Genomic DNA, 25659 nt, shown 5'->3' on the forward strand with positions numbered 1-25659 from the left:
TGGCGTCCCTCCCCCCCCCTTTTCACGCCCTCAAAAATTTTTTAATCCGCGGCTTGCTTCTCCCCCCCCCCCCCCCGCGGGGGGGGGGGGGGGCCCCCCCCCCCCCCGGAGCGGGGGTTTCGTAGGGCGATGCCGTATGAAAACTTGAGACCGCGGCGCCAATCCCCCGGATCTCAAGCCGCCTCTCGCCGCCGCGCCAGACCCTCGCGGATACAAGCCGCAAACTCCATTGCGGCAGGCTCGACACCATGCTTCGGCAGATGCAAATTGATCGCGAAATTCGGCAGGGCCGGCAGCTTCGGATCGGGCAGGATGTCGAGGTCGGCAGGCACCGTGGAGGCCAGCCAGGTGGTGACGGCAAGGTCCGAGCGCACCGTCGCCGTCGTGGCGTCGATATTGCCATTCTCGAACACGGTGCGCCATTCAAATCCGTTCTCGTCGAGCGCCGAAATCACCGCAGGGCGGAAGGCGCAAGTGTCGGCCACCATCGACACCGGCAACGGGCGCTTGGCGCGCGCGACGCCGCCCTTGGCGCCGACCCAGACGAGACGGTCGACCAACAGGCATTCGCCGGCGGACGGACCGACCCGCTCCTCGATCACGGCAAGGTCCATGGTTCCTGCGGCGAGTGCTGCTGCGAGCTCCGGCGAGGACGCGCAGATCAGTGAAATCTCCACTTGCGGATAGGTCTCGGCATAGGTCTTCAGCACCGGCGCCAAAAGGGTGCCGACGAGATCGTAGGGCACGCCGATCCGAACCTCGCCCGCAACCGCGTTGCCGTTCATCTCGGTCCAGATCTCGTCATTCAGCGCGAGCAGGCGCTTGGCCTTGCCTAGCAGCCGTTCGCCGGCGCGCGTCAATCGCAAGCCGCGCCGGTCGCGCTCGAACAGGCCGCAGCCCAAAACCTCCTCCAGCCGCTTGATCTGCTGGCTGACCGCGCCTTGCGTCAGGTGCAGCGCGTTCGCCGCCGCCGTCATGCTCGCCTTGTCGGCGACGGTGACAAAGGTTCGGATGAGGGCGGTGTCGAGATTGCGGATCATGCTGGCATTATAGATGCTAATGCCAAGCATATCAAACATTGCATTTACTGATGCCAATCGACGCCTACCATGGGGCTTCCGACAAAGGATGCCCCATGCTCCAGCCCATCCTGCCGCTCATCCTGTTCGCCTTCGTGGCCACCGCCACGCCCGGCATCGCCACGACCTTGTCCACCGCTTCGGGTGCGCAATTCGGCTTTCGCCGCTCCGTTCCGCTGATGGCCGGCAGTGCTGTCGGCCTTGCCACGGTGACCGGCGCTGCCGCCGCCGGGCTCGCCGGTCTGCTGCTTGCCATGCCCTCGCTGCAGCTGGCGATGAAGATCATCGGCTCGCTCTATCTCGTCTGGCTGGCGCTCAAGATCGGCCGCGCCGGGCCACCCAATCTCGATGTGACGATAGCCAAACCCAGAAGCTTCTTCGGCGGCGCCGGCATCCAGTGGATGAACCCGAAGGGGTGGGCTATGGGATTGGGTGCCGCGGCCTCGTTCGCCGCGCTGGCCGACGGGCCAGGACAACTTGCGCTGCTGCTCGGCTCGACCTTCGGCCTCACGGCAGCCGTGTCGCTGTCCATCTGGTGCGTGGCAGGCATGCTCTTGGCAAGGCTGCTCAAGACCGAATGGCAATGGCGCACCCTCAACATCGCACTGGCGCTCGCGCTGACCGCCTCGATCATTCCAATGTGGCGGACGGCGTAAAGCACAGACCTGGTTCCTCTCCCCACAGAGCGGGGCGAGGAACCCAAATCCTGCAGGGCAGGCGCTATCCTACCCTCAAGCCGCGTAGCGAGCCGCGGGCTTGTCGGCGTGCAGGCTGCCGTAGAAGCCCTGCCGGGCACTAAGGAACGCGTCCAGCTTGGCCGCATCGGCAAGCCCTGGCGCGGTGACGGCTTCGCCCTTGGCAAGGCCGACAAGCGCGGCATCGACCAGGTCATCGGCCGTCATGATGATTTCTTTGGGAAGCTTGTCGATATCGCTGCCCGCAAGTTCCCAGAAATCGGTCCGGGTCGCGCCCGGCAGCACGACCTGGGCCTTCACCCCGGTGCCGGCGACTTCGCGTTGCAGGGCCTCGGTGAAGTTGACGACATAGGCCTTGGTGCCGCTGTAGATGCCGCCGAACGAGGTGTCGAAGGCGAGCACCGAGGCGATGTTGACGATGGCGCCGCTCTTGCGCGCGATCAGGCCTGGCAGAACGGCGCGCGTCAGCCGCGTCAAGGCGACGATATTGACCTTGATCATCCGCTCGGCGAGGTCGGCGTCGGCTGTCGCCACCACTTGCGCCCCGCCGATGCCGGCATTGTTGACCAGCAGCGTGATGCTCTCGTCGGCCGATATCGCCTGCTCGACACGGCGGACATCATTGTCGGCGGCGAGATCGGCGCTGAGGATGCTGACCTTGCTTTTGTAGGCATGGCGCAGCTTTTCAGCCAATTCCTCGAGCCGGTCGGCGCGGCGCGCCACCAGCACCAGATCATAGCCCTGCCCTGCCAGCCGGTCCGCATAGACCGCACCGATGCCCGACGAGGCGCCAGTGACCACTGCCGTGCCCTTGTTGTCCTGTCTGCTCATTGTCTTGTTCCTTCATCTCGACCTTGGCTAGAGGTGCGGCGGGCAATGCCCTTACCTGTCTCAAGCCGTCATATTCTATTTAGTGGCATATGCCACTTTACGGGAAGTAGGTATATGCCACTATCTTGTCAATCGGACTGTCGAAGATTATTTCTGGGCAGAGTTAGCGAACACCGTTCGCCTCCAAGGAAGCGCGCCATGACCCAAACCGCCCTGCCCGGCCTGACCCTTTGCAACTACGCCTCGCTGCGTCGTTCGACACGAAAGCTCGGCCAGTTCTATGACGATATGATTGCCCCCTCGGGCCTCAAAGCCACGCAGCAGGGCCTGCTCTACCAGATCCATATCGGCGACGAGCCGGCGATGGGCGCCATTGCCGCCGCCTTGATCATGGACCTGTCGGCGCTCGGCCACACGCTGAAGCCGCTGATCCGCGACGGCTATGTCGAGACCTTTGCCGACAAGGACGACCGCCGCATCAAGCGCGTGCGGCTGACGCCGCAAGGCCTGATCAAGCTCGATGAAGCGATGAAATTGTGGAGCCTCGCCCAGCAGCGTTTCGAGGCGATGGTCGGCAACGACGAGGCGGCAAGGCTGCGCGCGGCGCTGGATGACATCGCCGCGCTGGATTTCGACATACCACCGGCCGCGCCATCGAAATGAGGCATCGGTCAGCGACTGGTCTTGGACCCTACTCCGCCGGCATGGCGACCGGCCGGGCCAGCATGCGTCCAGCCAGCACGACGCCCAATCCCACGATCGGGAACGCCGCCGCGACCAGCCCGAGATCGGCCGGCGCACCGAAGCGCAGCACCGCGCCGCCGACCACCGCGCCCAGCGCCACGCCGAGATAGAGCGCCGAAGCGTTGAGCGACAGCACGATCGGTGCGGCGTCGGGCGCGAGCTTGATGATGCGGCTGGCCTGCGCCGGCGGGAAGGCCCAGCCGACGATGCCCCACGGCACCATCATCGCCATCAGTGCCGGCCCGGCAATATGGTGCGGCAGGAATGTCGGGATGACCGAAAGCATGACCAGCATCGCGGCGCTGAGCGCCAGCGACCAGCTGACGGTGCGCGTCGCGCCAAAACGGTCGGCGGCCTGCCCGCCGGCAATGTTGCCGATAACGGCGCCGACACCAAAGGCCAGAAGCATGCCGGGCAGCGCGATCGCGCTCAAACCGCCGCCTTCGATGGCCAGCGGCGCGACAAAGGCAAAGACGGTGAAGGCGCCGGTAAGCGCCAGCAACGTGGTCAGGAGGATCGAGGGGACGCCGGGACGCAGTGCTGCTGCCAGCCGGCGCTTCAGCGGCAGCCTGGTGCCGACGATGCCGCGCGGCAGCCGGTACCACAGGATGGCGCCGGCGAGCGCGCCGAGCCCGGCAATGGCAAAGAACGTGCCGCGCCAGCCGGCGATCGCAGCGACAAGCGCGCCGAGCGGCGCGCCGACCGCCACCGCCACCGTGGTGCCGCCGACAACGACCGCTATGGCGCGGGCCCGGTGATGATCATCGACCAGCGCCACGGCGGTTCCTTGCGCGGTTGCCGCGAACAGGCCTGACGACAGCGCCATGACGATGCGCGCGATCAGCAGCACTTCGAATGAGGAACTCAACGCCGCCACCAGATTGCCGAGCACGAAGAACACCAGCGTCCACAGGATGACGCGGCGCCGGTCCCATTCGCCGGTCAGCGTCGCCAGGATCGGCGTGCCGACCGCATAGGCGAGCGCGAAGGCTGTGATCAGCGAGCCGGCGAGCGGAATGGAGATGCCGGCGTCCGCCGCGATATCCGGCAGCAGGCTGGAGATGACGAAGCCTTCGGTCGAAATCGTGAACGATCCGAGCGCAAGCCAGAAAAGGCGCTTGTCCATGGCGAAACCCTTAGTTCAAAAGTTATTGAACAATTGGACATAACAGGGCATGATGTCAATGAAGCCAGGGCAAAATAACTGAACCCTGCTGACAGCCCTGTGTCAGGACGGGCCGGAGAGCAGCATCAACGCCGGGTACCGGCGGAGGAGGAGACACGTTGAAATCGGCGCCGATTGTGCTTAATTCCTGGGCATGACCTTGCCCCATCCCAACGCCGACCAGATCAGCCTGCCGATCGTGCTTGCCGTGCTCGGCGATCCGACCAGGCTCGCCATCGTGCGCTATCTCGCCAGCAAGGAAGGCGTGCCGCTGAATTGCAGCCAGTTCCTCGATCTCGGCTCGAAGACCAATCTCAGTTATCACCTCGCCAAATTGCGCGAGGCCGGCGTCACCCGCGCCGAAGTGGTCGGCACCAGCCGCCTGATCACGCTGCGCCGCGACGATCTCGACGCTCGCTTCCCCGGCCTGCTCGACAGCGTGATTGCCGCTGCCACTGAGGATACCGCGCTGCCAATGGTCGGCGGCCACGAGGTCGAAGTGCCGGCCTAGCCGTGCAGGACTTGGGTTCCTCTCCCCCAACAATCGCATATGGGCAGCGGAGGCTTTCGCTCTACGAATACCCCCACTCCTAACCCTCCCCACAAGGGGGAGGGAGATTCTGGTAGACGCAGAACTTGGCAAATTACCGAAGTCCGACGCCAATATGATCGATTAGGCGCGCGGCAGCATTCCCTCCCCCTTGTGGGGAGGGTTAGGGTGGGGGTCCATCTGCGCAAGAATCAATATGTTGTCCCCTGCCCACAAGGTGGGGAAAGAACCTCACAACCGGAGCCTCCCATGCGCATCGCCGTCCTCGCCGACATCCACGGCAATGTGCTGGCGCTTGACGCTGTGCTCGACGATCTCAAGCACCGCGGCGCCGATCTCGTCGTCAATCTTGGCGATTGCGTTTCCGGTCCGCTGTGGCCGCGCGAAACCATGCAGCGGCTCGAAGCGCTCGACCTGCCGACGGTGCGCGGCAACCACGACCGCCGCGTCGCCGTCGACCCGGCCGACGGCCGGATGTGGCCATCCGACCGCTACGCGCAGGAGCGGCTGACGGCGGCGCAGCGCGAGGCGCTGTTTGCGCTTCCTCTCACCCTAGAGGTCGCGCCCGGCGTCATCGCCTTCCATGCACGTCCCGACCATGACGAAAAATACCTGGCCGACGCGATCTCGGACGGCCAGCTGGTGCGCGCGCCGCTGGCCGCCATCAAGCGACGGCTGAAGGGGCTCGACCCCTCTTGCCGCATCGTACTGTGCGGCCACAGCCATCGCGCCGAGCTGATCCGCATTCCCGACGGGCCTGTCATCTTCAACCCCGGCAGCATCGGCTGCCCCGCCTATTACGACGATACGCCACCGGCGCATGTCTCCGAGCAAGGCTCCCCGCATGCGCGCTATGGCATCGTCGAACTCGGCGAACACCGCGACCGCTTCGATTCCATCGCCGTCGACTACGATCACGAGGCGGCCGCGCGACAGGCCGAACAGGCGGGAAGGCCCGAATGGGCCCACGCGCTGCGCACCGGGTTAATGCCGGGTTGAGCGAAGCTCATACCCCATGCTGAGCGAAGCTCATGCCCCCGTTGAGCTTGCTCATACCCCCACTGAACTAGGTCCGTTTGCTCATGCCGTGGCCATATTTTCCGACTTACATGGCGCCATGTCGTCCCTTATAAATCGCTCGGCATGCGGCAGCACTTCCGTGCCTCGCCGCGCCTTCCATAATACAATCGCCCACGGCCAGGTGATGAGGCGCAAACCTACGCTCCCAACAATACTGCTGCTTACCGCGCTTTTGATGGCAATGCTGCCGACGGCGCTGCCGGCCGGAGCGCAGGAGGCTGAAGTCGTCTCCATCGTGACGGGTCTGGCCCCGGACGATCTCTTGAACATCCGCGCCAAACCCTCGCCAGGCGGCAAGATCCAGACCCGCCTGCCCAATGGGTCGAGCCTTAACAATCTCGGCTGCAACGACGTCAACGGTCATCAATGGTGCAAGGTCGCGGTGACCGAGAACCCGCAAATGATTGGATGGGCTCCCGCGCGCTACCTCAGTTCGACCAATCCCCAGCCAGTCACAGACATGGAAACGACCGGTGAAGGCGCGACTGTCTCTGCCGAGGCCGCAAACCCCGAGCCGGCCGCGCCCCTGCCCGACCTGACGGAACGCCTGGGCGGCACCGAAACCCCGCCGACTCCGGCCGAGGCAATCGGCAAGGCCGCCATCGAGGATGCTTACCGGCTCGCGCTTGCGGGCAACGGTGATCCGTCGACCGGCGAGACGGATGGGCAGGCGCCCACGGCGGACGCCGTCCAGAATTTCGCGGCCAATGCGGCGGCGCCGGCCGACGCACAAACGGTTGCGCGGCTGCAGCCACCGGGGCCGCCAGCCGCTGGCGCCAAAAACAGGATTCCCTGCGCGCGCTATGTCGGCCAGCCGATGACAAGTTGTGACGCCGATGTCGAGCGCCAGGGCGACAAAGCCGCCGTCACCGTGACCTGGCCCGACGGCGGCACGCGCGTCATCAGCTTCGCCGCCGGCCTGCCGGCCAAGTCCGATGCACCAGGCGAGTTCCGCTTCACCCGCGAAGGCACCCTGAACATGATCCGCGTCGGCGTTTCCGAACGGTTTGAGATTCCTGACGCTTTGGCGACCGGAGGTTAGGTAGATTCGAAACGCCGGAGGGACAGCACCCCCCTCTGTCCTGCCGGACATCTCCCCCTCAAGGGGGGAGATCAGCGCTTCGGCCTCTCGCCTTTTCTCCGCCGTTGAAAGTGGCGAAAGCAGTCGTGATATCCGATCTCCCCCCTTGAGGGGGAGATGCCCGGCAGGGCAGAGGGGGGCGCGACGGAACGAGGCGCCTGTTCACTTGACACGCAGCCCCGCACAACCCGCATTTTAGGGGGTTACATCCAGCAAAACTCTTCCCTATAAGGCCCTCCTAGCCTGATACCAGAATCGCGAGCACAACCGGCCGGGTCTTCCCGTCCGGTTTTTCGTGCAAGCCGCCTGCCGAACGGACCCTCGATATGCCAAGACGCACCGACATCAAGTCGATCCTGATCATCGGGGCCGGCCCCATCGTCATCGGCCAGGCCTGCGAGTTCGACTATTCCGGCACCCAGGCCTGCAAGGCGCTGAAGGAAGAGGGTTTCCGCGTCATCCTGGTCAATTCCAACCCGGCCACCATCATGACCGACCCGGAACTGGCCGACGCCACCTATATCGAGCCGATCACGCCCGAAGTCGTGGCCAAGATCATCGCCAAGGAGCGGCCGGACGCGCTGCTGCCGACCATGGGCGGCCAGACGGCGCTGAACACCGCGCTTTCGCTGCGCCGCATGGGCGTGCTCGAACGTTACAATGTCGAGATGATCGGCGCCGACGCCACGGCCATCGACAAGGCCGAGGACCGCGCGCTGTTTCGCGAGGCGATGAAGAAGATCGGCCTGGAAACGCCGAAGTCGATGCTGGCCAACGCCACCGACGTCAAGAACGCCGACCGCAAGACGCATGAGGCAGAGCGCGCCGCACTGAAGGCCGAGAAGCCCGCCGATCTCGACGCCGCGCTCGACGCGCTGGAGACGCGCTGGAACCTCGGCGAAGGCGACCGCAAGCAGCGCTATATCAGCCATGGCATGGCGATCGCGGCGCAAGCGCTCGACCATGTCGGCCTGCCCGCCATCATCCGCCCGTCCTTCACCATGGGCGGCACCGGCGGCGGCATCGCCTACAACCGCGCCGAATTCTACGAGATCGTCCAGTCCGGCCTCGACGCCTCGCCGACCACCGAAGTGCTGATCGAGGAGAGCGTGCTCGGCTGGAAGGAGTATGAGATGGAGGTTGTCCGCGACAAGGCCGACAATTGCATCATCGTCTGCTCGATCGAGAACATCGATCCGATGGGCGTGCACACCGGCGATTCGATCACCGTCGCCCCTGCCCTGACCCTGACCGACAAAGAATACCAGATGATGCGCAACGCCTCGATCGCGGTGCTGCGCGAGATCGGCGTCGAGACCGGCGGCTCCAATGTGCAGTTCGCCGTCAACCCGGCCGACGGGCGCCTGGTGGTGATCGAGATGAACCCGCGCGTCTCGCGCTCGTCCGCGCTCGCCTCCAAAGCGACCGGCTTCCCCATCGCCAAGATCGCCGCGAAGCTCGCCGTCGGCTACACGCTGGACGAGCTGGAGAACGACATCACCGGCGGCGCGACGCCGGCCTCGTTCGAGCCGAGCATCGACTATGTCGTGACCAAGATCCCGCGCTTTGCCTTCGAGAAATTCCCCGGCGCCGAACCGGTGCTGACGACGGCGATGAAGTCGGTCGGCGAAGTCATGGCCATCGGCCGCACCTTCCAGGAATCGCTGCAGAAGGCTTTGCGTGGGCTGGAAACCGGCCTGACGGGTCTGGACGAGATCGAAATCCCGGGCCTCGGCCACGGCAGCGCGCCGGCCAGCCATGTCGACGACCGCAACGCCATCCGCGCCGCATTGGGCACGCCGACGCCCGATCGGCTGCGCATGGTGGCGCAGGCGATCCGCATGGGCACCTCGCTGGAAGACGTGCACGCCATGTGCAAGATCGACCCGTGGTTCCTCGAACAGATCGCCGGCATCCTCGCCATGGAAGCCCGCATCCGCGAGCACGGCATCCCCGAGGACGCCGCCAATCTGCGCATGCTGAAGGCGATGGGTTTCTCCGACGCCCGCCTCGCCTCATTGACGAAGACCGACGCCGAAGTGATTCAGAAGACTCGCGAAAAGCTCGACGTTCATCCGGTTTACAAGCGCATCGACACCTGCGCCGCCGAGTTCGCCTCGCCCACCGCCTACATGTACTCGACATACGAGGTGCCGTTCGCCGGCGCGCTCGCCAACGAGGCGCAGGTCTCGTCGCGCAAGAAGGTCGTCATCCTCGGCGGCGGCCCCAACCGCATCGGCCAGGGCATCGAGTTCGACTATTGCTGCTGCCACGCGGCGTTCGCGCTGCGCGACGCCGGCTATGAAGCCATCATGGTCAACTGTAACCCCGAAACGGTCTCGACCGACTACGACACCTCCGACCGGCTCTATTTCGAGCCGCTCACGGCGGAGGACGTGCTGGAGATCCTGCGCGCCGAACAGGCGTCGGGCGAGCTGGTCGGCGTCATTGTCCAGTTCGGCGGCCAGACGCCGCTGAAGCTGGCGGATGCGCTGGAGAAGGCCGGCATCCCGATCCTCGGCACCTCGCCCGACATGATCGATCTCGCCGAGGACCGCGACCGCTTCCAGAAGCTGCTGCACAAGCTGAACCTCAGCCAGCCGAAGAACGGCATCGCCTATTCGGTCGAGCAGGCCCGCCTCGTCGCCGGCGAGCTCGGCTTCCCGCTGGTGGTGCGCCCCTCCTATGTGCTGGGCGGCCGCGCCATGCAGATCATCCACGACGAGGGCATGCTGCAGACCTATCTGCTCGACACCGTGCCCGGCCTGGTGCCGGAGGACATCAAGCAGAAATACCCCAACGACAAGACCGGCCAGATCAACACGCTGCTGGGCAAGAACCCGCTGCTGTTCGACACCTATCTCTCGGGCGCCATCGAGGTCGATGTCGATTGCCTGTGCGACGGCAAGTCGACCTTCGTCTCCGGCATTCTGGAACACATCGAGGAGGCCGGCATCCATTCGGGCGACAGTGCCTGCTCGCTGCCGGTGCACTCGCTGCCTTCCGAACTGGTCGACGAGCTGGAGCGCCAGACGGCGGCCCTTGCCCGCGCGCTCAATGTCGGCGGCCTGATGAACGTGCAATACGCGATCAAGGACGGCACGGTCTATGTGCTGGAGGTCAATCCGCGCGCGTCGCGCACCGTGCCCTTCGTCGCCAAGACCATCGGCCGTCCGATTGCCAAGATCGCCGCCCGCATCATGGCCGGCGAGAGCCTGGAAGACGCCTTCGCCCATTACGGCGCCATGCCCGACCCACGCAACCCCGGCCACATCGCGGTCAAGGAAGCCGTCTTCCCCTTCGCCCGCTTCCCCGGCGTCGACATCCTGCTCGGCCCGGAAATGCGCTCGACCGGCGAGGTCATGGGCCTCGACCGCGATTTCGCGCTCGCCTTCGCCAAGAGCCAGCTAGGGGCGGGTGTTGATCTCCCCCGCGCGGGCACGCTGTTCGTCTCGGTGCGCGACGAGGACAAGAAGGGCATATTGCCGGCGGTCAAACGCCTCGCCGGCCAGGGCTTCAAGGTGCTGGCGACATCAGGCACCCAGCGCTTCCTCGCCGAAAACGGCGTCGTCGCCGAAAAAATCAACAAGGTGCTGGAAGGCCGTCCCCACATCGAAGACGCCATCCGCAACCGCCAGGTGCAGATCGTCTTCAACACGACTGATGGCCAGAAGGCGGTGTCGGACTCGAAGTCGCTGCGCCGGGCGACGCTGATGCAGAAAGTGCCGTATTACACGACGCTTTCAGGCGCGGCGGCGGTGGCGGAGGCGATTGCGGCGCTGCGGGCGGGGAGTTTGGAAGTGAGGCCGCTGCAGGAGTATTTTGCGTGAGGAGATTAGCTAGTCCCCTATTGTAGGCGATGGCTAGGAGACCACAGGGAGGCAATCGCGCAAACGCGCCGATGTTGTACACCCTACTACGAGTTTATCGAGTGCTGTCTTGGCGGGCACGATTCTGAGACCGAGGCTTGGTGCTGGAAAAATCATGTTGACTACCAGTTCAAGACCACGTCATTAATAAGACATGATCCACATATCTTCGCATCGAACAAGTCAATGTTGAAGTATATCGCCTTAAGAAATTTTCGCGCGCACCGGGATCATCGATTCGAATTTAGACGTATTAATCTATTTATCGGAACAAATAATTCCGGAAAATCATCAATTTTAAGCGCAATAAATTTGATAGCTCAGACCTATCTAGCAAGTCGGGGAAACTCAAGCCCCCTTGTTCTAAATGGGCCATACGAGGAGCTTGGAACATTTCAAGATGTCGTTCATGGAAATAACGTAAGAACTCCTATAGGATTCGACATTGGGATCGATCGCTACGATATATCTTTCGACGTTAAATTTCGTCTTCAAAGGCGAGAACTGGAAATATCCCGGTTTACGCTGCATGAAGACCGGCAAGAGATATTTTCCTACCAGATAAGAGCCGATAAATCTGAAGTAAAACTTCAAAAACGCCCAATTGAAACGATCTTGGGCATAAAGGGAATACGAAGGCCTCATTTCATTGGCTTTTGGCCTTATCACCCAGAGCTTACTCCATTTTTTTCACATAAAGATTACCCGAAGGAATCCGCAACGATAATTGAAAAGGTATCGCGCGCTCTGCGCAGAGCCGACATGAGGCTTCGTGACTCCTTGAGACATTTTGACTCCCTCAGTCCGTTTCGCGCTCAACCACAACGAACATACCTGTACACCGGAGAAACCCCCAATGAGATTGGCCGCACCGGGTCAAACGGGATTAGCCTTCTAGTTAATGACACAGGCAGACGCGGCGCACTCAGGATAGGTATCGAAGATGAAATTTCAAATTGGTTGCGTGTAAATAAGATAGCTTCACACATCCGCGTGAAGAATTTAACTACACGCCACTTTGAGGTTTGCATCGTAGATTTCAAAGGAAAAGAACACAATATATGCGACGTTGGATTTGGATGCAGCCAAGTCCTTCCTGTATTGGTGGGAGGGTTGAACCTTTTTGGCGGGGTCGACCCGAGACGTAGACGCTCTCCTATTTTTGTAGTTCAAGAGCCGGAGATACACCTTCACCCTAATGCCCAGGCATCTCTGGGTTCATTTTTTGTTGGGTTGGCCAAATCGGGAGGCCAGCAATTCATCGAAACCCATAGTGACAATTTGGTCCTTCGGGTGGCTCGCCATGTTGCATTAGGAGAAATCTCCCCCTCTGACGTGAAGATTTTCTTCGTAGAGGATAACGAGGGAAATAAGATAATAACGGATTTGGATGTAAGGGCAGATGGGGTATTTAAACCTGATTGGCCAGGCGGCTTCTTTCCCCAGCGACAGATGGAATCCCTTCAACTTGCTAAGGCTAGGATGAACGTCGGGAAATCCGATTCTGACTTGCAACTTAGATTTACATATCCGGACTAAAATGCCAGTGTTTGTGGACGCCAATTGCTTCAAAGGTTACTTCGACGCATTCATCGAAGACCGGGAAGACGCCTATTTTGAAGCGTTTTCGTTGATAGAACAGAACGGGTGGATCGCACTCGACAAGGGAGGTTTGTTCGAGCAAGAGTGGCGGTCTTGTACAGGCGGATCTTCCAACATAGCTGCTGGGGATCTGATTGGCGACATGCTTGCTAAGGATATAATTAGAATTATTGAATTTAAGAAGGATTCGGCAGTTGGAAAATCCTTGCGGCTTGATGGCCTGAATGCGAAGGACCGAAGGATAGTAGAGTTTGCGGTCTCTTCCGGTCTCTATTCGGTCGTAAGCCACGATGTAGACCTATTTGATCCAGAATCAAAAGGATGTAACGCTAAGAAACGCCACAGGATAGTTCATGAAAGAAAGGGAAAGTTCTGCAAATTAGCTCAAAAGAAATACGGCGTTATAATTACTTGCTGCTTAAATTTTCATAAATTTGTGATAAATGAGAGGTCGCTGGCTGGCTAACGTATTCGGCCAATGGCGATTATCTATCGGTTGGTGCAATTTTTAACGTTCATCGCTCTATTTTTTTAAATTATTTTGAATATCAAATTAAGCGACTGGTTGATTTTCCTCCACGAGCACTAGGCAGACTATTTCACCCAACCGCCACGCATTCGATCTCGATATTGTTCATGACAATCTCCATGTGGTTGCGCCGAGCTTATCTGCCGGCCTGGAAAGGCCAGTGCCGACGCTCGCCTTGGTCAGAGAAAACCAATAAACCGTCCGGCGAACAGCACACACATCCACAACACCAAGGAAAGCCCCGCCAGCATGGTCGCGCCTCCACCGGCCGGCTCCTCACCGGCCTTTGCGCGGCACAATCGAATAAACGCGAGGAAGTTGCCCCCAGCGAGAACGATCAGCCCCATCTTGGCAAGGAAAACCGGCATCGCCGCATACTCCCTCGCCCTTACCGAAAACAGCAGCGCCCCAGTGACAAGCGCCCCAGTGAACGCGCCCAACGCCACGCGGCGCAGCAGCGCGACGAACGCCGCCTGCGGCAGCGCGCGGAAGGCGCCGATCACCCGGAGGTCCATTAGCATGACGCTAGTCAGCAGCGCGCCGATCGATAGGATGTGCAGCGCGTTGACGATGGGGTAGGCGACGAAGGAGGCCTTCAGCCCCTTGACGAGAGCCAGTTGCTCGATGCCGGCCAGCAGCCCGTCCATTCAGGCCGGCGGCACGCGGTCGGGATAGACATCGTAGGTCTTGCCGCCGACGATGACGCGCACTGCCTTCATGCGCTTTTCCTTCTCGTCGAGCGAGCGGTTGCCGATCGCGGTCACCTCGTCGCCGACCTTGGCCACCTCCTCGGTGAAGCCGGCGGCGATCGTACGCGACGGCGGCGCCATCTCCACCCGCCAGGCCTCGCCCTCCGCGTCGACATCCAGCGTGGCGTGCGGATTGCCAATGTAGATGGCCGTGATCTTGCCCCGGAGTTCGAAGAACCCGTCCTCGGTCCACGACCAGCCGTGATGGGCGTAAGCCGCGGTGCCGGCGGCAAGCATCACCGCCGCTGCCAGCGCGGCGCTCCGCATCCCGTTGAAAGGCGACTGCATCGCTCGTCTCCTCGGTTCATCCCGCCATTCGAGACTAGGTCACGGCGCGGCAACGTCAAATCACATCGGTGCGAAGGCGGCGGTCATGGCCCTTGCGTACCGTTTGCCCAGGCGCCGCCCGATCGATCGCCGACAGGGCAATCGCGTCAGGTTTGCGCTGCCCCTCATTGCCCTGCCGGGCATTTCTCCCCGTATAGGGACGGGGAGAAAGACGCCCGCACCGAGGATTTCGCCAATCTCCAGCGTTGCGGAATAGGTGCCGAGGTTGCGGTCAGCCCCTTCTCCCCGTCACTATACGGGGAGAAGGTGCCGGCAGGCGGATGAGGGGCAGCACCGACATCGACAATTGGCCAGTCGAGCGCCAGCTTTTGTCTGAAGCGATTGCCCTGCGGAATGAACGCTCCGGTCTTGCTTATGACGTATATGCACGCCATGTTCGGCACCCGCTCTTCCACCGGATGAAGGCCGCAGACTCAAACCCCCGAACGAGGCAGACCATGAGCAGCATGAGAGACCGTCAGGAAGGCTTCGAAAAGAAGTTCGCCATGGACGAGGAAACCAAGTTCAAGGCCATGGCGCGCCGCAACAAGCTGCTCGGCTTGTGGGCCGCCGAAAAGCTCGGCAAATCAGGTGCCGACGCTGACGCCTATGCCAAGGAGGTGGTGCGTTCGGACTTCGAAGAGGCCGGCGACGACGATGTGTTCCGCAAGGTGCGCGCCGATTTCGACGCGGCCGGCGTCGCCCTCACCGATATTCAGATTCGCGGCGCCATGGCCGAACTCCTGATAACAGCGGTCGAGCAGATCAAGACGGGCTGAGCACCGCTCGGTCCGACAGAAGCTGTCGACCCGCTTAGCCGTGGCTGGCGGCCAGATCCTTCGCGTGCTTCTCGTGCATCCGCAGGGTCGGCAGCGTCTTCTTGGCAAATTCCTTCAGCGCCGGGTCGTCGCCCGACTGCGCATAGGTGGAAAACAGCGCCACCGCCTGCTTGTGCGCCTCATTTTGCATGAGGATGTATTTGGCCTGGAACTCATCGCCGTCCAACGCCTTGAGCTGGTCGAGCATGGCCTGGTCCTTCGGCAACAGGGCCGGGCCGCTGGGCGCCACCGAGGCCGTGGTCTGGCTGAGGCTCAGCGCCGCCTTGAAGTCCTCGGCGGCCTGGGTGTGGTCCTTGATCATAAGTGCTGCAAAATCCTTCACATCGGCGGCGACATCCTTGCCCTGCGCCAGCTTGCTGCTTTCGATCTCGAACTGGCCGGCGCTGGCGACAGTCCTGGAAAAGGTCGCGGTGTCGACCTTGCTGTCGGCCGGCGCCGGAAGCTCGGCCGGCTGGGAGTTGGACTGAGCAAAAACCGGCGGCGTCGTGGCAAGCAGGGCAGCGATGGCGATGGCAAGATACGGTTTCATCGGAAACTCCGGGTTTTAGGGGTTCGGAGTTTCAACGCGCTGCCAGCGGCGAGGTTGCCCCCTCACCCGGATAGCCAACCGAATTGCGAAGAGCAATTCGGGGCAATCCGACCCTCTCCCCGAGGGGAGAGGAGGTCGCCGGCGTTGATGCCGGCCTCTTCTCCCCAGCGGGGAGAAGGTGGCCGCGAAGCGGCCGAATGAGGGGGCCTACGCGATCGCCAATCGGCCGAAACTACTGCGCCGCCGGTACCGGGCAACTGGTATCGCCCTCCTGGCAGTTGAGGTAGCCCTCGAAATCCTTCAGCCTGCTGTTGGTGAGTTGCTCCCGACAGCCGGCGACGACCATCGGATACATGCTGCCGGCATCGGCCGGCGGGCCGCCCTGGAAATTGCATTCGGCGTCGCGAAAAGCGACCCAGGCGCGCTGCGCGCCGACCAGCAGCTTCTTTGACGCCGCATCGTCCTTCAGCCGGCCCTCGATCTGCTTGTAGGCGTCGTTGAGCTTCTTGTCGGCCGCGGCGAACGACTTGCCGGCGCATTCGTTCATGGTCGCCTGATCCATCGCATTGGCGCAGTCGTCGGCCGCCCGCGCCGCATTCGTGAACAGCGGAACGGCGAGGATCAAGGTGGCGAGGCCGGTTTTGCAAAGCCGCATCGTATTTCTCCGATTTTCGAGAGCCCCCGCTGTAACAAAGCTTAACGATGGGGCGAACACAGGCAAGATGCGGCTTGTCGCCTTGGTGGACAGTTCCTTTCAACTCCGACGAGCGCGAAGCGGGGAAACTTCCTGCCGCATTCTTCGTTCAGGTCTATAGGTCCATGTCAGGGGGGAAACCATGCGCGAAGCCGACAACGACGAAATCGACCTGTGCTGCCCGCAGATCGTTGCCGACAATGCCGCCAGGGGCCTTAGGCTGCGCGGCATATTTGGCCGCGGCGGCACCGAGGTCGGCGTGGCGCGGGCCACCCAGCTCAAGAACCGCGACAAGCTTTCGCCTTCCACGATCCGGCGCATGGTCAGTTACTTCGCCCGCCACGAGGTCGACAAGAAGGGCCGCAACTACGGCAATGAGGCAAACCCGTCGGCCGGCTATATCGCCTGGCTTTTATGGGGCGGCGACGAAGGCCGCGCCTGGGCGCTCGACCTCAAGCAGAAGATCGGCAACGCGCCCGATATTTGAACGGCGTGCCCGATCTTTGAACGCGTGAATGACATTTGAACGACAGACACACAGGTTGGTCCGGGCAAACAGCGAGATACGAACAGGAAGATACAAGGTGGCGGATCCCGAACCCCGCCTCGGGAGAACCCCCCGCAAACTCTCGGGACCCGCCGTGGAGTGTGGCTGACACATGCCGGTGCAGCCCCTCCGACACCTTCCGCTCGTAACCCCGACCGACCGGCGTGGCAGGGTGTTAGCATTTGCCCTTGGCGATCTATGTGAAGCGGCTCACAAAGGATGCACTTTCCGCTGCGTCAGGGCGAGAAACGACTTGGGCCGAGCTAACCTTCCCAGGCAACCTCGAACATGCCCAGCCGTTCGTAGAGCCTGACGGCGGCGGGGTTCTCGACCGTATTGGTCTTGAGATCGACATGCGCGGCGCCGCGCTCGTGAAATTCGGCGAAGGCGTGCCACATCAGCGCCTCGGCGATGCCCCGGCCGCGCGCTTCGGGATGAACGGCAAGATCCCTAACGAAAGCACTCGTCCAGCACAACGCCGCGCCCACCAGCCGGCCTTTGCCGTTGATGACCAGGAAGCACAGAGCGGGATCGAATTCCGCGTCGCCCGAGATGCGCGGCCACCATTCGTCGAACGGCCCATCGGCGCCGTCGTCGAACACCTCGGTCAAAAGCGCGTGCAAGGCCGGTGCATCGGCGGGTTCGAAGCAGCGCATGATGAAGCCTTCCGGCCAGCGCGGCGGAACCAGCGTCTCGTCGAGGATCTTGCGCAGCCTGATGTCGTTTGGCGCCGGCGGGCGCGGCTCAGGCATATTATTCTATGCCTGTCGCGCAAAAGCATGCACTCGGGCTTGAACCGAGGGTGCGCAGCGGTTTTGCGATAACGACATGCATCAAGACAAGAACCTGAAGCGCAGCATCGACCCGTCCAAACGCGACGCGCTTTCAGGCATCGGGTTGCAGGCGACGCCGGCTGCGGTCGCGGCCGAGGCCGGTTTCCTCCAGCATGCCCTTGCGCTTGGCGTCGTAATAATAGCCGGTCTGGTAGAGCCGGTCGGCGCGCTTGGCGTTGCCATCGGACACCAGCCAGGCGCCGCGCAGATATTTCACCGCGTATTTCAAATTGGTCTCGGCATCGAACAGTCCGCGCGCCGGCCCGATATAGCCCATGCCGCGCGCCGTCGCGTGCTTGATCTGCATCAGCCCCCAATGACCGCGATTATAGGCTTTCGGGTTGAACGTGCTCTCGCGGTTGACGACATGGCGCACCAGGTCGACCGGCACCTGGTAAAGCGCGGCATATTTCTCGATCAGCCGCTCGATCTCGGCGCGCGGTCCGCTCGCGGGTGCTTCCGGCGAACCGACAGGGGCCAGGACGGCGGGATTCTGCGGCACGACATAGGCCACCTGCTGAACCCCCGGCATGCCGGCTTTCCCGGCGGTCGCCGGCACGACAAGCCCGGCGGTGGTGTAGACCGGCGCATTGACCGGCATGGCGGCGGCCTTGCTGGTCATGACGGCAGGCATGGCTGCGGCCCCTGGTGTCGACCCGGCGAAAGCCGCAGTGGGCTCGACTGGAGACGCGGCGGGATCGGCCAACAGCGCGGCCGTCTGAACCGGTTTGTTGCCTGAAGGCTCGGGCAGAACCGAAACCGTGTCCGGCAGCGCCAGCGCGAAACCTGCGTCGGCGCCGGCGGCAGCGGCCGGTTCGGTGAAGGAAGGCGCGGGCTTGACCTGCGAGGTCGACGTGCAGCCGGCCAGGGCGGCCGCCGCAACGACCACGCCGATCGCGATGAGATTGAATTTTGCTGGCAAGCCGCGCTCGGGTCCGGTTCGGTTGTTAAGAAATCCCTTACACCAGCGATTCCTGGGCCGCAATCGGGGCGGGCCGGTGGTTTTCGGGTGGCGGGACTCAGGTCCCGATGCCATATTGTTCTGGATATGTACCTGTTTTTCGTCGTTTTGCCTGGAGAACATGCCATGGAAACCCCCACTTCGATCACCGCCGGCCACGCAGTGTTAGAAACAGTGATCGGCTTCATGGGCATTGCCTGGAGCGAAGCCGGGCTGATCAGGCTTTGCCTGCCCGAACGCAGTCGCGAAGCGGTGGAGCGCCGGCTGCTGCGCCATCCCGGCGTTTCGCCCTCCACCGTCCAGCCGCCTTGGGTTGTCGAACTGATCGCCTCGATCAAGGCCTATGCATCAGGCGAAGACGTCGATTTCTCCGGCGTGCCGGTCGATCTCGCCGGCATCGACGATTTCCGCCTCGCCATCTATGACGCCGCCCGCAAGCTCGCCTTTGGCGAGACCACCACCTATGGCGAACTGGCCAAAAGCGCCGGCCATGCCGGGCTGGCGCGGGAAACGGGCGCCGCGCTTGGCGCCAACCCGGTGCCGCTGGTCATTCCGTGCCACCGCATTCTTGCCGCCGGCGGCAAGATCGGCGGTTTTTCCGCCCCCGGCGGCTCGACCACCAAGGAAAAGATGCTGGCAATGGAAGGCGTGCGCGTCGGCCCGCCGCCGTCGGCGCAGGTGTCGTTCGGTTTCTGATCGGGCGCCTTAGATTAGTTGTGCCTGAGGATGCGGCGGCGGAAATGCCGGTCGAAATCCGGCCGCTTGCACGTGTAGACGGGGCAGGATTTCGCATCGGCGCTCGGCACATAGGCCCGCGCCCTCACCTCGCCCATGTTGCAGAAGCGCTCGTCCCGCACATAACGGTCGTAGAGCGCCAGGCCCGGCACGCGCGGCGACTGGTAGCGCAGGATCACCGCACCCTGCCGCGCGATCGTCGCCCGCACCCTGTCGCAGCTCATGCGGGTCGGATCATAGCGCGAGATCGCCTGCGCCTCGGCGGCTATAAGCGTTAGGCAGGCGGCAAGCAGAACAGTTTTCATGGTTCCTCTCCCAAAACCGAACCGGCGCCCGAAGGTATGTTGCCCCCTTCCCGACGCGCAATTCCTCAACGCTTTCATGCGATTGGGGCGGCCGTTGGGCGGCGCCGCGTCAGCGCCATTCTCACGAAGACTTGTTTTTCGCGCAAAACCAGCCTATATGCGTTCCATTGATATTTCGGCCGATCGATCCGGGCCTCGCGATATTCGCGTTTGCTGACGTCTATCTCCAAAATCTCGATGCACACCGGCTGGACTTCGGTCTGGTCAAACTAAAGCAAATGTGAAGGACTATCGAAATGGCAACTGGTACGGTCAAGTGGTTCAATTCCACCAAGGGCTTCGGCTTCATCCAGCCTGACGCGGGCGGCGCGGACGTTTTCGTCCACATCTCCGCAGTCGAGCGCGCTGGACTGTCGACCCTGGTCGAAGGCCAGAAGATCAACTTCGAGATTGAGCAGGACCGCCGCACTGGCAAGTCGTCCGCTGGGTCTCTGAGCAAGGCAGCCTGATTTTGAAAATGGCGCGCGCCGGGCGAGAGCTCGGGGCGCGCGGCAAGTCACGGATGTACTGACGGTCGCGCGAAAAGCGCGCCGGAGCGGAAAGAACCCGACCAGCCGAAGCAGCAGATTGCTGACGGCCCGGCCAAAACGCTCCAGTCAGGCTACCAAGCATGGGAAGGCGGGATTTTGTCCCGCCTTTTTGTTTGCCTGGATTTCAAACGCTCACAATTGGCGAAACCCAGCAATTCAGCGTCCTTCTCCCCGTCTCTATACGGGGAGAAGATGGCGGCAGCCAGATGAGGGGCGGCGCCAGCTTTTCAGGGTAGCTATCGAGAGGTAGTTCTGAGGTGTCGCGCTGCCCCTCATCGCCCTACCGGGCACTTCTCCCCGTATAGTGACGGGGAGAAGGAAGCTGTGTCACAGCTTTCGCCAATCGCCGACGTCACCTACCCCACCCACTCCATCGGCACATGCCCCGGATCGGCCTCGACCCTTTTCAGCCAGGCCGCCACCGCCGGATAGGCGTCGAGCTGGAAGCCGCCCATCTCGGCCGTATGCGTATAGGCGTAGAGCGCGATATCGGCGACGCTCAGCGCCGCACCGGCGAAGAACATATTGCCTTCCAGATATTTGTTCATCACGCCGAGCGCCTTGTTGCCGCGCTCCAGCGTTACCGCCAGCCGTTCGGGTGTCGCATCCTTGGCCCGCTCTGGAAAGGTAAGCAGCGCCTTGCGCACCGCGATGTAGGGCTCGTGGCTGTATTGCTCGAAGAACAGCCATTGATAGGCCAGCCCGCGCTCGTATTTGTCGGTCGGCAGGAAGCGCGTGCCTTCGGCGAGATAGAGCAGGATGGCGTTGGATTCGGCGAGCCGCCTGCCGTCGTCGAGTTCCAGCAGCGGCACCATGGCATTGGGGTTCTTGGCGAGATAATCGGGCTTGCGCGTCTCGCCGGTATGCGAACTCACCTCGACATTGGTGAAGGCCATGCCCAGCTTCGCCATCAAAAGGCGCGGCTTGTAGCAATTGCCGCTGTCGATCATTCCATAGAGTATGGTCATTTTGTTCCCCTGCGGCCACTCCGACGCAATTATCGTCGCAGCCGCGGTCCGATCCAGTGATTTGTTTTGGCGCGACCATCAGCGCCGCTGATGCATCACCCAAACAACGGGATGACCTTGTTATCCATGCCGAGCAGCCTGTCGATGGACAGCGGCTCCTCGTCGAAGACCGTGCCGGCCAATGCCGGCCGCCCCAGATGAAAACCCTGCAAGAGATCGACGCCGCCATCGAGGGCCACGCGCAGATGGGTGGCCCGCTCGATCCCTTCGACCAGCACCTTGGTGCCGCGGTCGTGCAACGCCGAAACCAGCGGCCGGAAAAATCGTTCGGCGGCGGCATGGCGGCAGAATTCCGCGAACCATGCGCCGTCGATCTTGACGATATCGGGCTGGACCAGTGCGACCCGCTCCTCCGTCGAATGCCCGGTACCGAAATCGTCGATGGCGATGCGGACGCCGTCGCGCCGCATCTCGCGCACCAGGCTGACGAGCAGCGCGTCGTCGGCCGCCTGTTCGGTGATCTCGCAGACCAGCATGCCCGGATGCAGGCCGAAATCGGCGAGATGCCTGGTCATCAGCCTGATCTCGGCCAGCGCCCGCCCGGGATGATCGTTGATCAGCGGATTGTAGTTGAAGAACAGATCGAGCCCGTCGACGCCGATGTTGCGGAAGTTCCTGAGGTGCAGCACCCGGCACATCGTTTCGACGAACAGTCGATCGGCCGCGGGCAGGCTTTCAAAAAACACCGGTGGCGCAACCGGCCTGCCGGCACGGTGCGGCTCGATCAGGCCTTCGACCGCAACGGCCTGCAAAAACCTGCCGCGCGGCGCGAAAATCGGCTGATAGGCGCTCCTCAGCCGGAATGCGCCATAGACGCCATATTCGATCCCGACCTCGTCGGCAAAGATCGCCTCGCCGACATTGCGCCGCCTGTCGGGCCGCCCTGTCACTGCGCCACCCGGCGCCCGAAAGCCCGCGCCGGCCGCGGCGAAGACCGCACGGGCGCAGGCGCCGCTCCGACAGTGGCGACAGCCGCAGGCGTCTGACTGTCCTTGCCGAAGACACGAAAGCTGGTCGGCGCCAGTTCGGGACGCGCCAGCGTGAACCCCTGCACCATCGAGGCGCCCGACTTCTCGGCCAGTTCAAGCTGCCAGCCCTCCTCGATGCCCTCGAATACGGTGCGGATGCCTTGTTCCTCGAAGCTTGCAACCATCGACGTCAGCAGCGCGAAACCCGCGCCGGACTCCATCAACTGCGTGATCCACCGAGCATCGAATTTGACGATATCCGGTTTGAGCTCCTTGACGCGGCTGATGTCGGATTCGTCGGCGCCATAATCGTCGACAGCGATGCGAAAACCGTTGGCCCTGAGCGCTTCGACGAAATTGTAGAGGGTTTCCTGCGACGCCGATTTCTGCTCGGTCACCTCGCATACGACGCGGTGCGGATCGATGCCCGCTTCGTGCAGCACCAGCCGCATCTCGCGCAGCGCCTTGTCGACGATGCCGCGGTCGGTGAAAACCGACGGGTCGAAATTGATGAAGATGGACGCCTCCTGCGGCAGGCAGGCACCGGCGTTCAAGAGGTGCAGCGTCCTTGTCAGCGCCTCGATATGCAGGCGGTCGGCCGCCGGGCACGTGCTGAAAAAGCTCATCGGCGGCTGCGGCTCGCCATCGCGAGACGGCCGGATCAGCCCCTCGAAGGCAACGACCGAAAGCTTGCCCTCCGCGAAGGCAAAGATCGGCTGGAAGGCGCTTTGCAGCGTATAGATGCCCCAGACACCGCTGGCGGTGCCGTCATCATGGCGGATGATATGGGCAAGCCCGATGCTGCGCGACAAGGGTTCCTCGCTCCGCGAGACTGGCAAGATTGGATTGCGATCCTGCCACTCAAGGGTTTACCGGCCGTTGATGAATTTATTGTTGCCGAGGATTTGAGCACTGGCTCATCCGACTGCGCTTGCACTTCGGGGAATGATGCGACATGAGAAGCGCCGCGGCCATTCTCGGCCGCGCCGACGCTCTCTGGAGACACGCTACCATGGCCTTTCTTGCCGACGCCCTTTCCCGCGTAAAGCCTTCCGCAACCATCGCGGTGACGCAGAAAGCGCGCGAGCTGAAAAACGCCGGCCGTGACGTGATCGGGCTGGGCGCCGGCGAACCGGACTTCGATACTCCCGACAACATCAAGGAGGCCGCCATCGAGGCGATCCGGCGCGGCGAGACAAAATATCCGCCGGTTTCAGGCATCGTGCCGCTGCGCGAGGCGATCGCCAAGAAATTCAAGCGCGAGAACAATCTCGACTACCGGCCGGAGCAGACCATCGTCGGCACCGGCGGCAAGCAGATCCTGTTCAACGCCTTCATGGCGACGCTCAATCCAGGCGACGAGGTGATCATCCCGCGGCCCTACTGGGTCAGCTATCCCGAGATGGTGGCAATCTGCGGCGGCACCTCGGTCTTCGCCGATACCTCCATCGACAGCGGCTTCAAGCTGACGGCGGCGGCGCTGGAAAAGGCGATCACGCAGCGCACCAAATGGCTGTTGATGAACTCGCCGTCCAATCCGTCCGGCGCTGCCTACACCGGGGCGGAGCTCAAGAGCCTGGCCGACGTGCTTATAAAGCATCCGCATGTCTGGGTGCTGACCGACGACATGTACGAGCACCTGATCTATGGCGACTTCGTTTTCAAGACACTCGCCGAGGTCGAGCCCAGGCTCTACGAGCGCACGCTGACTATGAACGGCGTGTCGAAAGCCTATGCGATGACCGGCTGGCGCATTGGCTATGCGGCTGGCCCGGTGCCGCTGATCAAGGCGATGGACATGATCCAGGGCCAGCAGACCTCCGGCGCCTGCACCATCGCCCAATGGGCGTCGGTCGAGGCGCTGAATGGTCCACAGGATTTCGTCGCCAGGAACAAGGCGATCTTCCAGGCCAGGCGCGATCTTGTCGTGTCGATGCTCAACCAGGCGCGCGGCATTTCCTGCCCCTCGCCGGAGGGCGCTTTCTACGTCTATCCGTCCTGCGCCCAGTTGATCGGCAAGAAGACCAAAGCCGGCAAGGTGATCGACAACGACGAGACCTTCTGCTCGGAACTGCTCGAGGCCGAGGGCGTCGCGGTCGTGTTCGGCTCGGCCTTCGGCCTCGGCCCCAACTTCCGCATCTCCTACGCCACGTCGGAGGCGTTGCTCGAAGAGGCCTGTACGCGGATCCAGCGCTTTACGGCGTCGCTGACCTGATCGATACAAAATGAAAATCCGGCCGCCCGGCCGGATTTTTTATATCTGTTCAAGAAGGCTCAACCGCCATACTGCGCGTCGGTCACCTGCTCCAGCCAGTCGGCGTGGACGCCGTCGAGCGCCTCTTGCATGGCGATATGCGCCATTGCCGATTTCGGACCGGCGCCATGCCAGTGCTTTTCATCCGCTGCGAACGAGATCACGTCGCCAGCCCTGATCTCCCGTATCGGTTCGCCCCAGCTTTGCGCGAGGCCGGCGCCTGATATGACATAGAGCGTCTGGCCGAGCGGATGCGTGTGCCAGTGGGTCCGCGCACCGGGCTCGAAACTGACCATCACGGCCCTGAGCCGCGCCGGCGCTTCCTTCTCGATGATCGGCGTCTGCAACACACGGCCGGTGAAATATTTCTCCGGCGCAAGTATGGTCGGCACGCTGCCGCAGGCAATGATCTTCATCGTCGATAATCCTCAGGCTGACGGCAGTTTCGTCCGATACCCGCCATGGCGCAACCGGCTGTTCAAGCCCGCATCCAGAGGCTTCGCCAATCACGGTTGAGGCGCGGCCAGAACAGGCCTGTGCGTGCGCGGTAGGCCTCATAGGCGCCGGCCAGCGCCGTGCGCGAAAACTTCCTCTCTTCGTCCAGCGCGGCGATCGTGTAGATCGCGACGATCCCGGCGACGGGCACCACCGCCCAGATCGACCAGGTCGCGATGCCCCATCCGATCCAGAAGATGATGTAGGAGGCATAGAACGGGTGGCGGACATAGAAGTAAGGCCCGTCGGTCACCAGACTGTCGGGATTGTCGGCATCGAACGCGAAGCGCAGCCGCGCTTTGCGGGAAATGACAATCGCCCACCAGAACAGGGCCGCGCTTGCCAGTTCGATGGCGAGCCCGCCGAGCTTCGCCGCCACCGGCTGCCGTTCGATCCACAGGATTGCCAGAAAGAACACCGCCACACCGATCACCACGGCGGAAATGATCATCGCGCCTGGAGGCATGGTCGGCGACTGGAAATGGGCGCGCATGGACCAGGCATATTGGCCGAGCGTCGCGATGCTGCTGATCGAGACAAGAAGATCGAGCACGCCTTCCATCATCGCAATCCCTGATTA

28 protein-coding genes are annotated in these 25659 nt (G+C 62.6%); 13 read left to right on the top strand and 15 right to left on the bottom strand.

The features are described from left to right. Window positions 1-173: 173 nt before the first annotated feature. Entirely contained in the window at window positions 174-1079 is a 906-nt protein-coding gene (locus AC0L2H_RS00005) for a LysR family transcriptional regulator (RefSeq protein ID WP_473588276.1), read from the bottom strand. A gap of 56 nt (window positions 1080-1135) precedes the next feature. Between AC0L2H_RS00005 and AC0L2H_RS00010 the strand changes: the two genes are divergently transcribed. Beyond that, complete coding sequence (locus AC0L2H_RS00010; RefSeq protein WP_473588277.1) at window positions 1136-1735, top strand: LysE family translocator; 600 nt, start codon at window positions 1136-1138, stop codon at window positions 1733-1735. 75 nt (window positions 1736-1810) lie between these two features. On the opposite strand, the gene AC0L2H_RS00015 is transcribed toward AC0L2H_RS00010, so the two are convergent. After that, complete coding sequence (locus AC0L2H_RS00015; RefSeq protein ID WP_473588278.1) at window positions 1811-2605, bottom strand: SDR family NAD(P)-dependent oxidoreductase; 795 nt, start codon at window positions 2603-2605, stop codon at window positions 1811-1813. 198 nt (window positions 2606-2803) lie between these two features. On the opposite strand from AC0L2H_RS00015, the gene AC0L2H_RS00020 reads away from it, so the two are divergent. Further along, entirely contained in the window at window positions 2804-3268 is a 465-nt protein-coding gene (locus AC0L2H_RS00020; RefSeq protein WP_473588279.1) for a MarR family winged helix-turn-helix transcriptional regulator, read from the top strand. 28 nt (window positions 3269-3296) lie between these two features. Here AC0L2H_RS00020 and AC0L2H_RS00025 read toward each other — a convergent pair whose 3' ends face one another. Then, window positions 3297-4475, bottom strand: coding sequence for an MFS transporter (locus AC0L2H_RS00025; RefSeq protein ID WP_473588280.1), 1179 nt, complete (start codon window positions 4473-4475; stop codon window positions 3297-3299). Window positions 4476-4668: 193 nt separating this feature from the next. On the opposite strand from AC0L2H_RS00025, the gene AC0L2H_RS00030 reads away from it, so the two are divergent. The 6 genes from AC0L2H_RS00030 (at window position 4669) to AC0L2H_RS00055 (ending at window position 13162) form a co-directional block, all read left to right on the top strand. Next, complete coding sequence (locus AC0L2H_RS00030; protein WP_473588281.1) at window positions 4669-5025, top strand: ArsR/SmtB family transcription factor; 357 nt, start codon at window positions 4669-4671, stop codon at window positions 5023-5025. A 288-nt stretch (window positions 5026-5313) separates the two neighbouring features. Next, window positions 5314-6063 carry a metallophosphoesterase family protein gene (locus tag AC0L2H_RS00035; RefSeq protein WP_473588282.1) on the top strand — a complete coding sequence of 250 codons (750 nt, stop codon included), beginning with the start codon at window positions 5314-5316 and terminating at the stop codon, window positions 6061-6063. Between the two features lie 205 nt (window positions 6064-6268). Beyond that, complete coding sequence (locus tag AC0L2H_RS00040) at window positions 6269-7186, top strand: SH3 domain-containing protein (RefSeq protein WP_473588283.1); 918 nt, start codon at window positions 6269-6271, stop codon at window positions 7184-7186. Window positions 7187-7551: 365 nt separating this feature from the next. Further along, complete coding sequence (gene carB, locus AC0L2H_RS00045; RefSeq protein WP_473588284.1) at window positions 7552-11055, top strand: carbamoyl-phosphate synthase large subunit; 3504 nt, start codon at window positions 7552-7554, stop codon at window positions 11053-11055. Between the two features lie 225 nt (window positions 11056-11280). Continuing rightward, window positions 11281-12633, top strand: coding sequence for an AAA family ATPase (locus AC0L2H_RS00050; RefSeq protein WP_473588285.1), 1353 nt, complete (start codon window positions 11281-11283; stop codon window positions 12631-12633). 1 nt (window position 12634) lies between these two features. Further along, window positions 12635-13162 (top strand): hypothetical protein, encoded by a 528-nt coding sequence (locus tag AC0L2H_RS00055; RefSeq protein ID WP_473588286.1) that lies wholly within the window; start codon window positions 12635-12637, stop codon window positions 13160-13162. A gap of 242 nt (window positions 13163-13404) precedes the next feature. On the opposite strand, the gene AC0L2H_RS00060 is transcribed toward AC0L2H_RS00055, so the two are convergent. Further along, complete coding sequence (locus AC0L2H_RS00060) at window positions 13405-13872, bottom strand: hypothetical protein (protein WP_473588287.1); 468 nt, start codon at window positions 13870-13872, stop codon at window positions 13405-13407. After that, complete coding sequence (locus AC0L2H_RS00065; protein WP_473588288.1) at window positions 13873-14262, bottom strand: DUF6152 family protein; 390 nt, start codon at window positions 14260-14262, stop codon at window positions 13873-13875. Between the two features lie 497 nt (window positions 14263-14759). On the opposite strand from AC0L2H_RS00065, the gene AC0L2H_RS00070 reads away from it, so the two are divergent. After that, window positions 14760-15080, top strand: coding sequence for a DUF1476 domain-containing protein (locus tag AC0L2H_RS00070; protein ID WP_473588289.1), 321 nt, complete (start codon window positions 14760-14762; stop codon window positions 15078-15080). A 34-nt stretch (window positions 15081-15114) separates the two neighbouring features. Here the strand turns inward: AC0L2H_RS00070 and AC0L2H_RS00075 are convergent, their stop codons facing one another. Together AC0L2H_RS00075 and AC0L2H_RS00080 are read right to left on the bottom strand one after the other, a co-directional pair. Continuing rightward, window positions 15115-15669, bottom strand: coding sequence for a DUF4142 domain-containing protein (locus tag AC0L2H_RS00075; protein ID WP_473588290.1), 555 nt, complete (start codon window positions 15667-15669; stop codon window positions 15115-15117). Window positions 15670-15901: 232 nt separating this feature from the next. Next, window positions 15902-16324: a lysozyme inhibitor LprI family protein gene (locus tag AC0L2H_RS00080; protein WP_473588291.1), complete on the bottom strand. Its 423-nt coding sequence runs from the start codon at window positions 16322-16324 to the stop codon at window positions 15902-15904. A 181-nt stretch (window positions 16325-16505) separates the two neighbouring features. On the opposite strand from AC0L2H_RS00080, the gene AC0L2H_RS00085 reads away from it, so the two are divergent. Then, window positions 16506-16850, top strand: a complete 345-nt coding sequence (locus AC0L2H_RS00085; protein WP_473588292.1) for a hypothetical protein — start codon at window positions 16506-16508, stop codon at window positions 16848-16850. A 323-nt stretch (window positions 16851-17173) separates the two neighbouring features. On the opposite strand, the gene AC0L2H_RS00090 is transcribed toward AC0L2H_RS00085, so the two are convergent. Together AC0L2H_RS00090 and AC0L2H_RS00095 are read right to left on the bottom strand one after the other, a co-directional pair. Further along, window positions 17174-17662 (bottom strand): GNAT family N-acetyltransferase, encoded by a 489-nt coding sequence (locus AC0L2H_RS00090; protein ID WP_473588293.1) that lies wholly within the window; start codon window positions 17660-17662, stop codon window positions 17174-17176. Window positions 17663-17795: 133 nt separating this feature from the next. Further along, window positions 17796-18665 carry a transglycosylase SLT domain-containing protein gene (locus AC0L2H_RS00095; protein ID WP_473588294.1) on the bottom strand — a complete coding sequence of 290 codons (870 nt, stop codon included), beginning with the start codon at window positions 18663-18665 and terminating at the stop codon, window positions 17796-17798. Between the two features lie 165 nt (window positions 18666-18830). Between AC0L2H_RS00095 and AC0L2H_RS00100 the strand changes: the two genes are divergently transcribed. After that, complete coding sequence (locus AC0L2H_RS00100; protein ID WP_473588295.1) at window positions 18831-19400, top strand: methylated-DNA--[protein]-cysteine S-methyltransferase; 570 nt, start codon at window positions 18831-18833, stop codon at window positions 19398-19400. 14 nt (window positions 19401-19414) lie between these two features. On the opposite strand, the gene AC0L2H_RS00105 is transcribed toward AC0L2H_RS00100, so the two are convergent. After that, window positions 19415-19744: a hypothetical protein gene (locus AC0L2H_RS00105; RefSeq protein WP_097572848.1), complete on the bottom strand. Its 330-nt coding sequence runs from the start codon at window positions 19742-19744 to the stop codon at window positions 19415-19417. A 296-nt stretch (window positions 19745-20040) separates the two neighbouring features. Here AC0L2H_RS00105 and AC0L2H_RS00110 point away from each other — a divergent pair, with 296 nt between their 5' ends. Then, window positions 20041-20253 carry a cold-shock protein gene (locus tag AC0L2H_RS00110; protein ID WP_006338270.1) on the top strand — a complete coding sequence of 71 codons (213 nt, stop codon included), beginning with the start codon at window positions 20041-20043 and terminating at the stop codon, window positions 20251-20253. A 437-nt stretch (window positions 20254-20690) separates the two neighbouring features. On the opposite strand, the gene AC0L2H_RS00115 is transcribed toward AC0L2H_RS00110, so the two are convergent. The 3 genes from AC0L2H_RS00115 to AC0L2H_RS00125 form a co-directional block, all read right to left on the bottom strand. Further along, the gene (locus AC0L2H_RS00115) at window positions 20691-21302 is read right to left on the bottom strand and encodes a glutathione S-transferase family protein (RefSeq protein WP_473588296.1); all 612 of its coding nucleotides are present in this window, start codon (window positions 21300-21302) and stop codon (window positions 20691-20693) included. A gap of 95 nt (window positions 21303-21397) precedes the next feature. Continuing rightward, complete coding sequence (locus tag AC0L2H_RS00120) at window positions 21398-22252, bottom strand: EAL domain-containing protein (RefSeq protein ID WP_473588297.1); 855 nt, start codon at window positions 22250-22252, stop codon at window positions 21398-21400. Further along, entirely contained in the window at window positions 22249-23142 is an 894-nt protein-coding gene (locus tag AC0L2H_RS00125) for an EAL domain-containing protein (protein ID WP_473588298.1), read from the bottom strand. Before AC0L2H_RS00125 ends, AC0L2H_RS00120 begins: the two co-directional genes overlap by 4 nt. A gap of 200 nt (window positions 23143-23342) precedes the next feature. Here AC0L2H_RS00125 and AC0L2H_RS00130 point away from each other — a divergent pair, with 200 nt between their 5' ends. After that, complete coding sequence (locus tag AC0L2H_RS00130; RefSeq protein ID WP_473588299.1) at window positions 23343-24545, top strand: pyridoxal phosphate-dependent aminotransferase; 1203 nt, start codon at window positions 23343-23345, stop codon at window positions 24543-24545. Window positions 24546-24604: 59 nt separating this feature from the next. Here the strand turns inward: AC0L2H_RS00130 and AC0L2H_RS00135 are convergent, their stop codons facing one another. Both AC0L2H_RS00135 and AC0L2H_RS00140 read right to left on the bottom strand, forming a co-directional pair. Next, window positions 24605-25000: a (R)-mandelonitrile lyase gene (locus AC0L2H_RS00135; protein ID WP_473588300.1), complete on the bottom strand. Its 396-nt coding sequence runs from the start codon at window positions 24998-25000 to the stop codon at window positions 24605-24607. 62 nt (window positions 25001-25062) lie between these two features. Continuing rightward, window positions 25063-25641, bottom strand: a complete 579-nt coding sequence (locus AC0L2H_RS00140; protein WP_473588301.1) for a methyltransferase family protein — start codon at window positions 25639-25641, stop codon at window positions 25063-25065. Window positions 25642-25659: the final 18 nt, after the last annotated feature.

The sequence above is a fragment of the Mesorhizobium sp. WSM4871 genome (genome assembly GCF_055811295.1).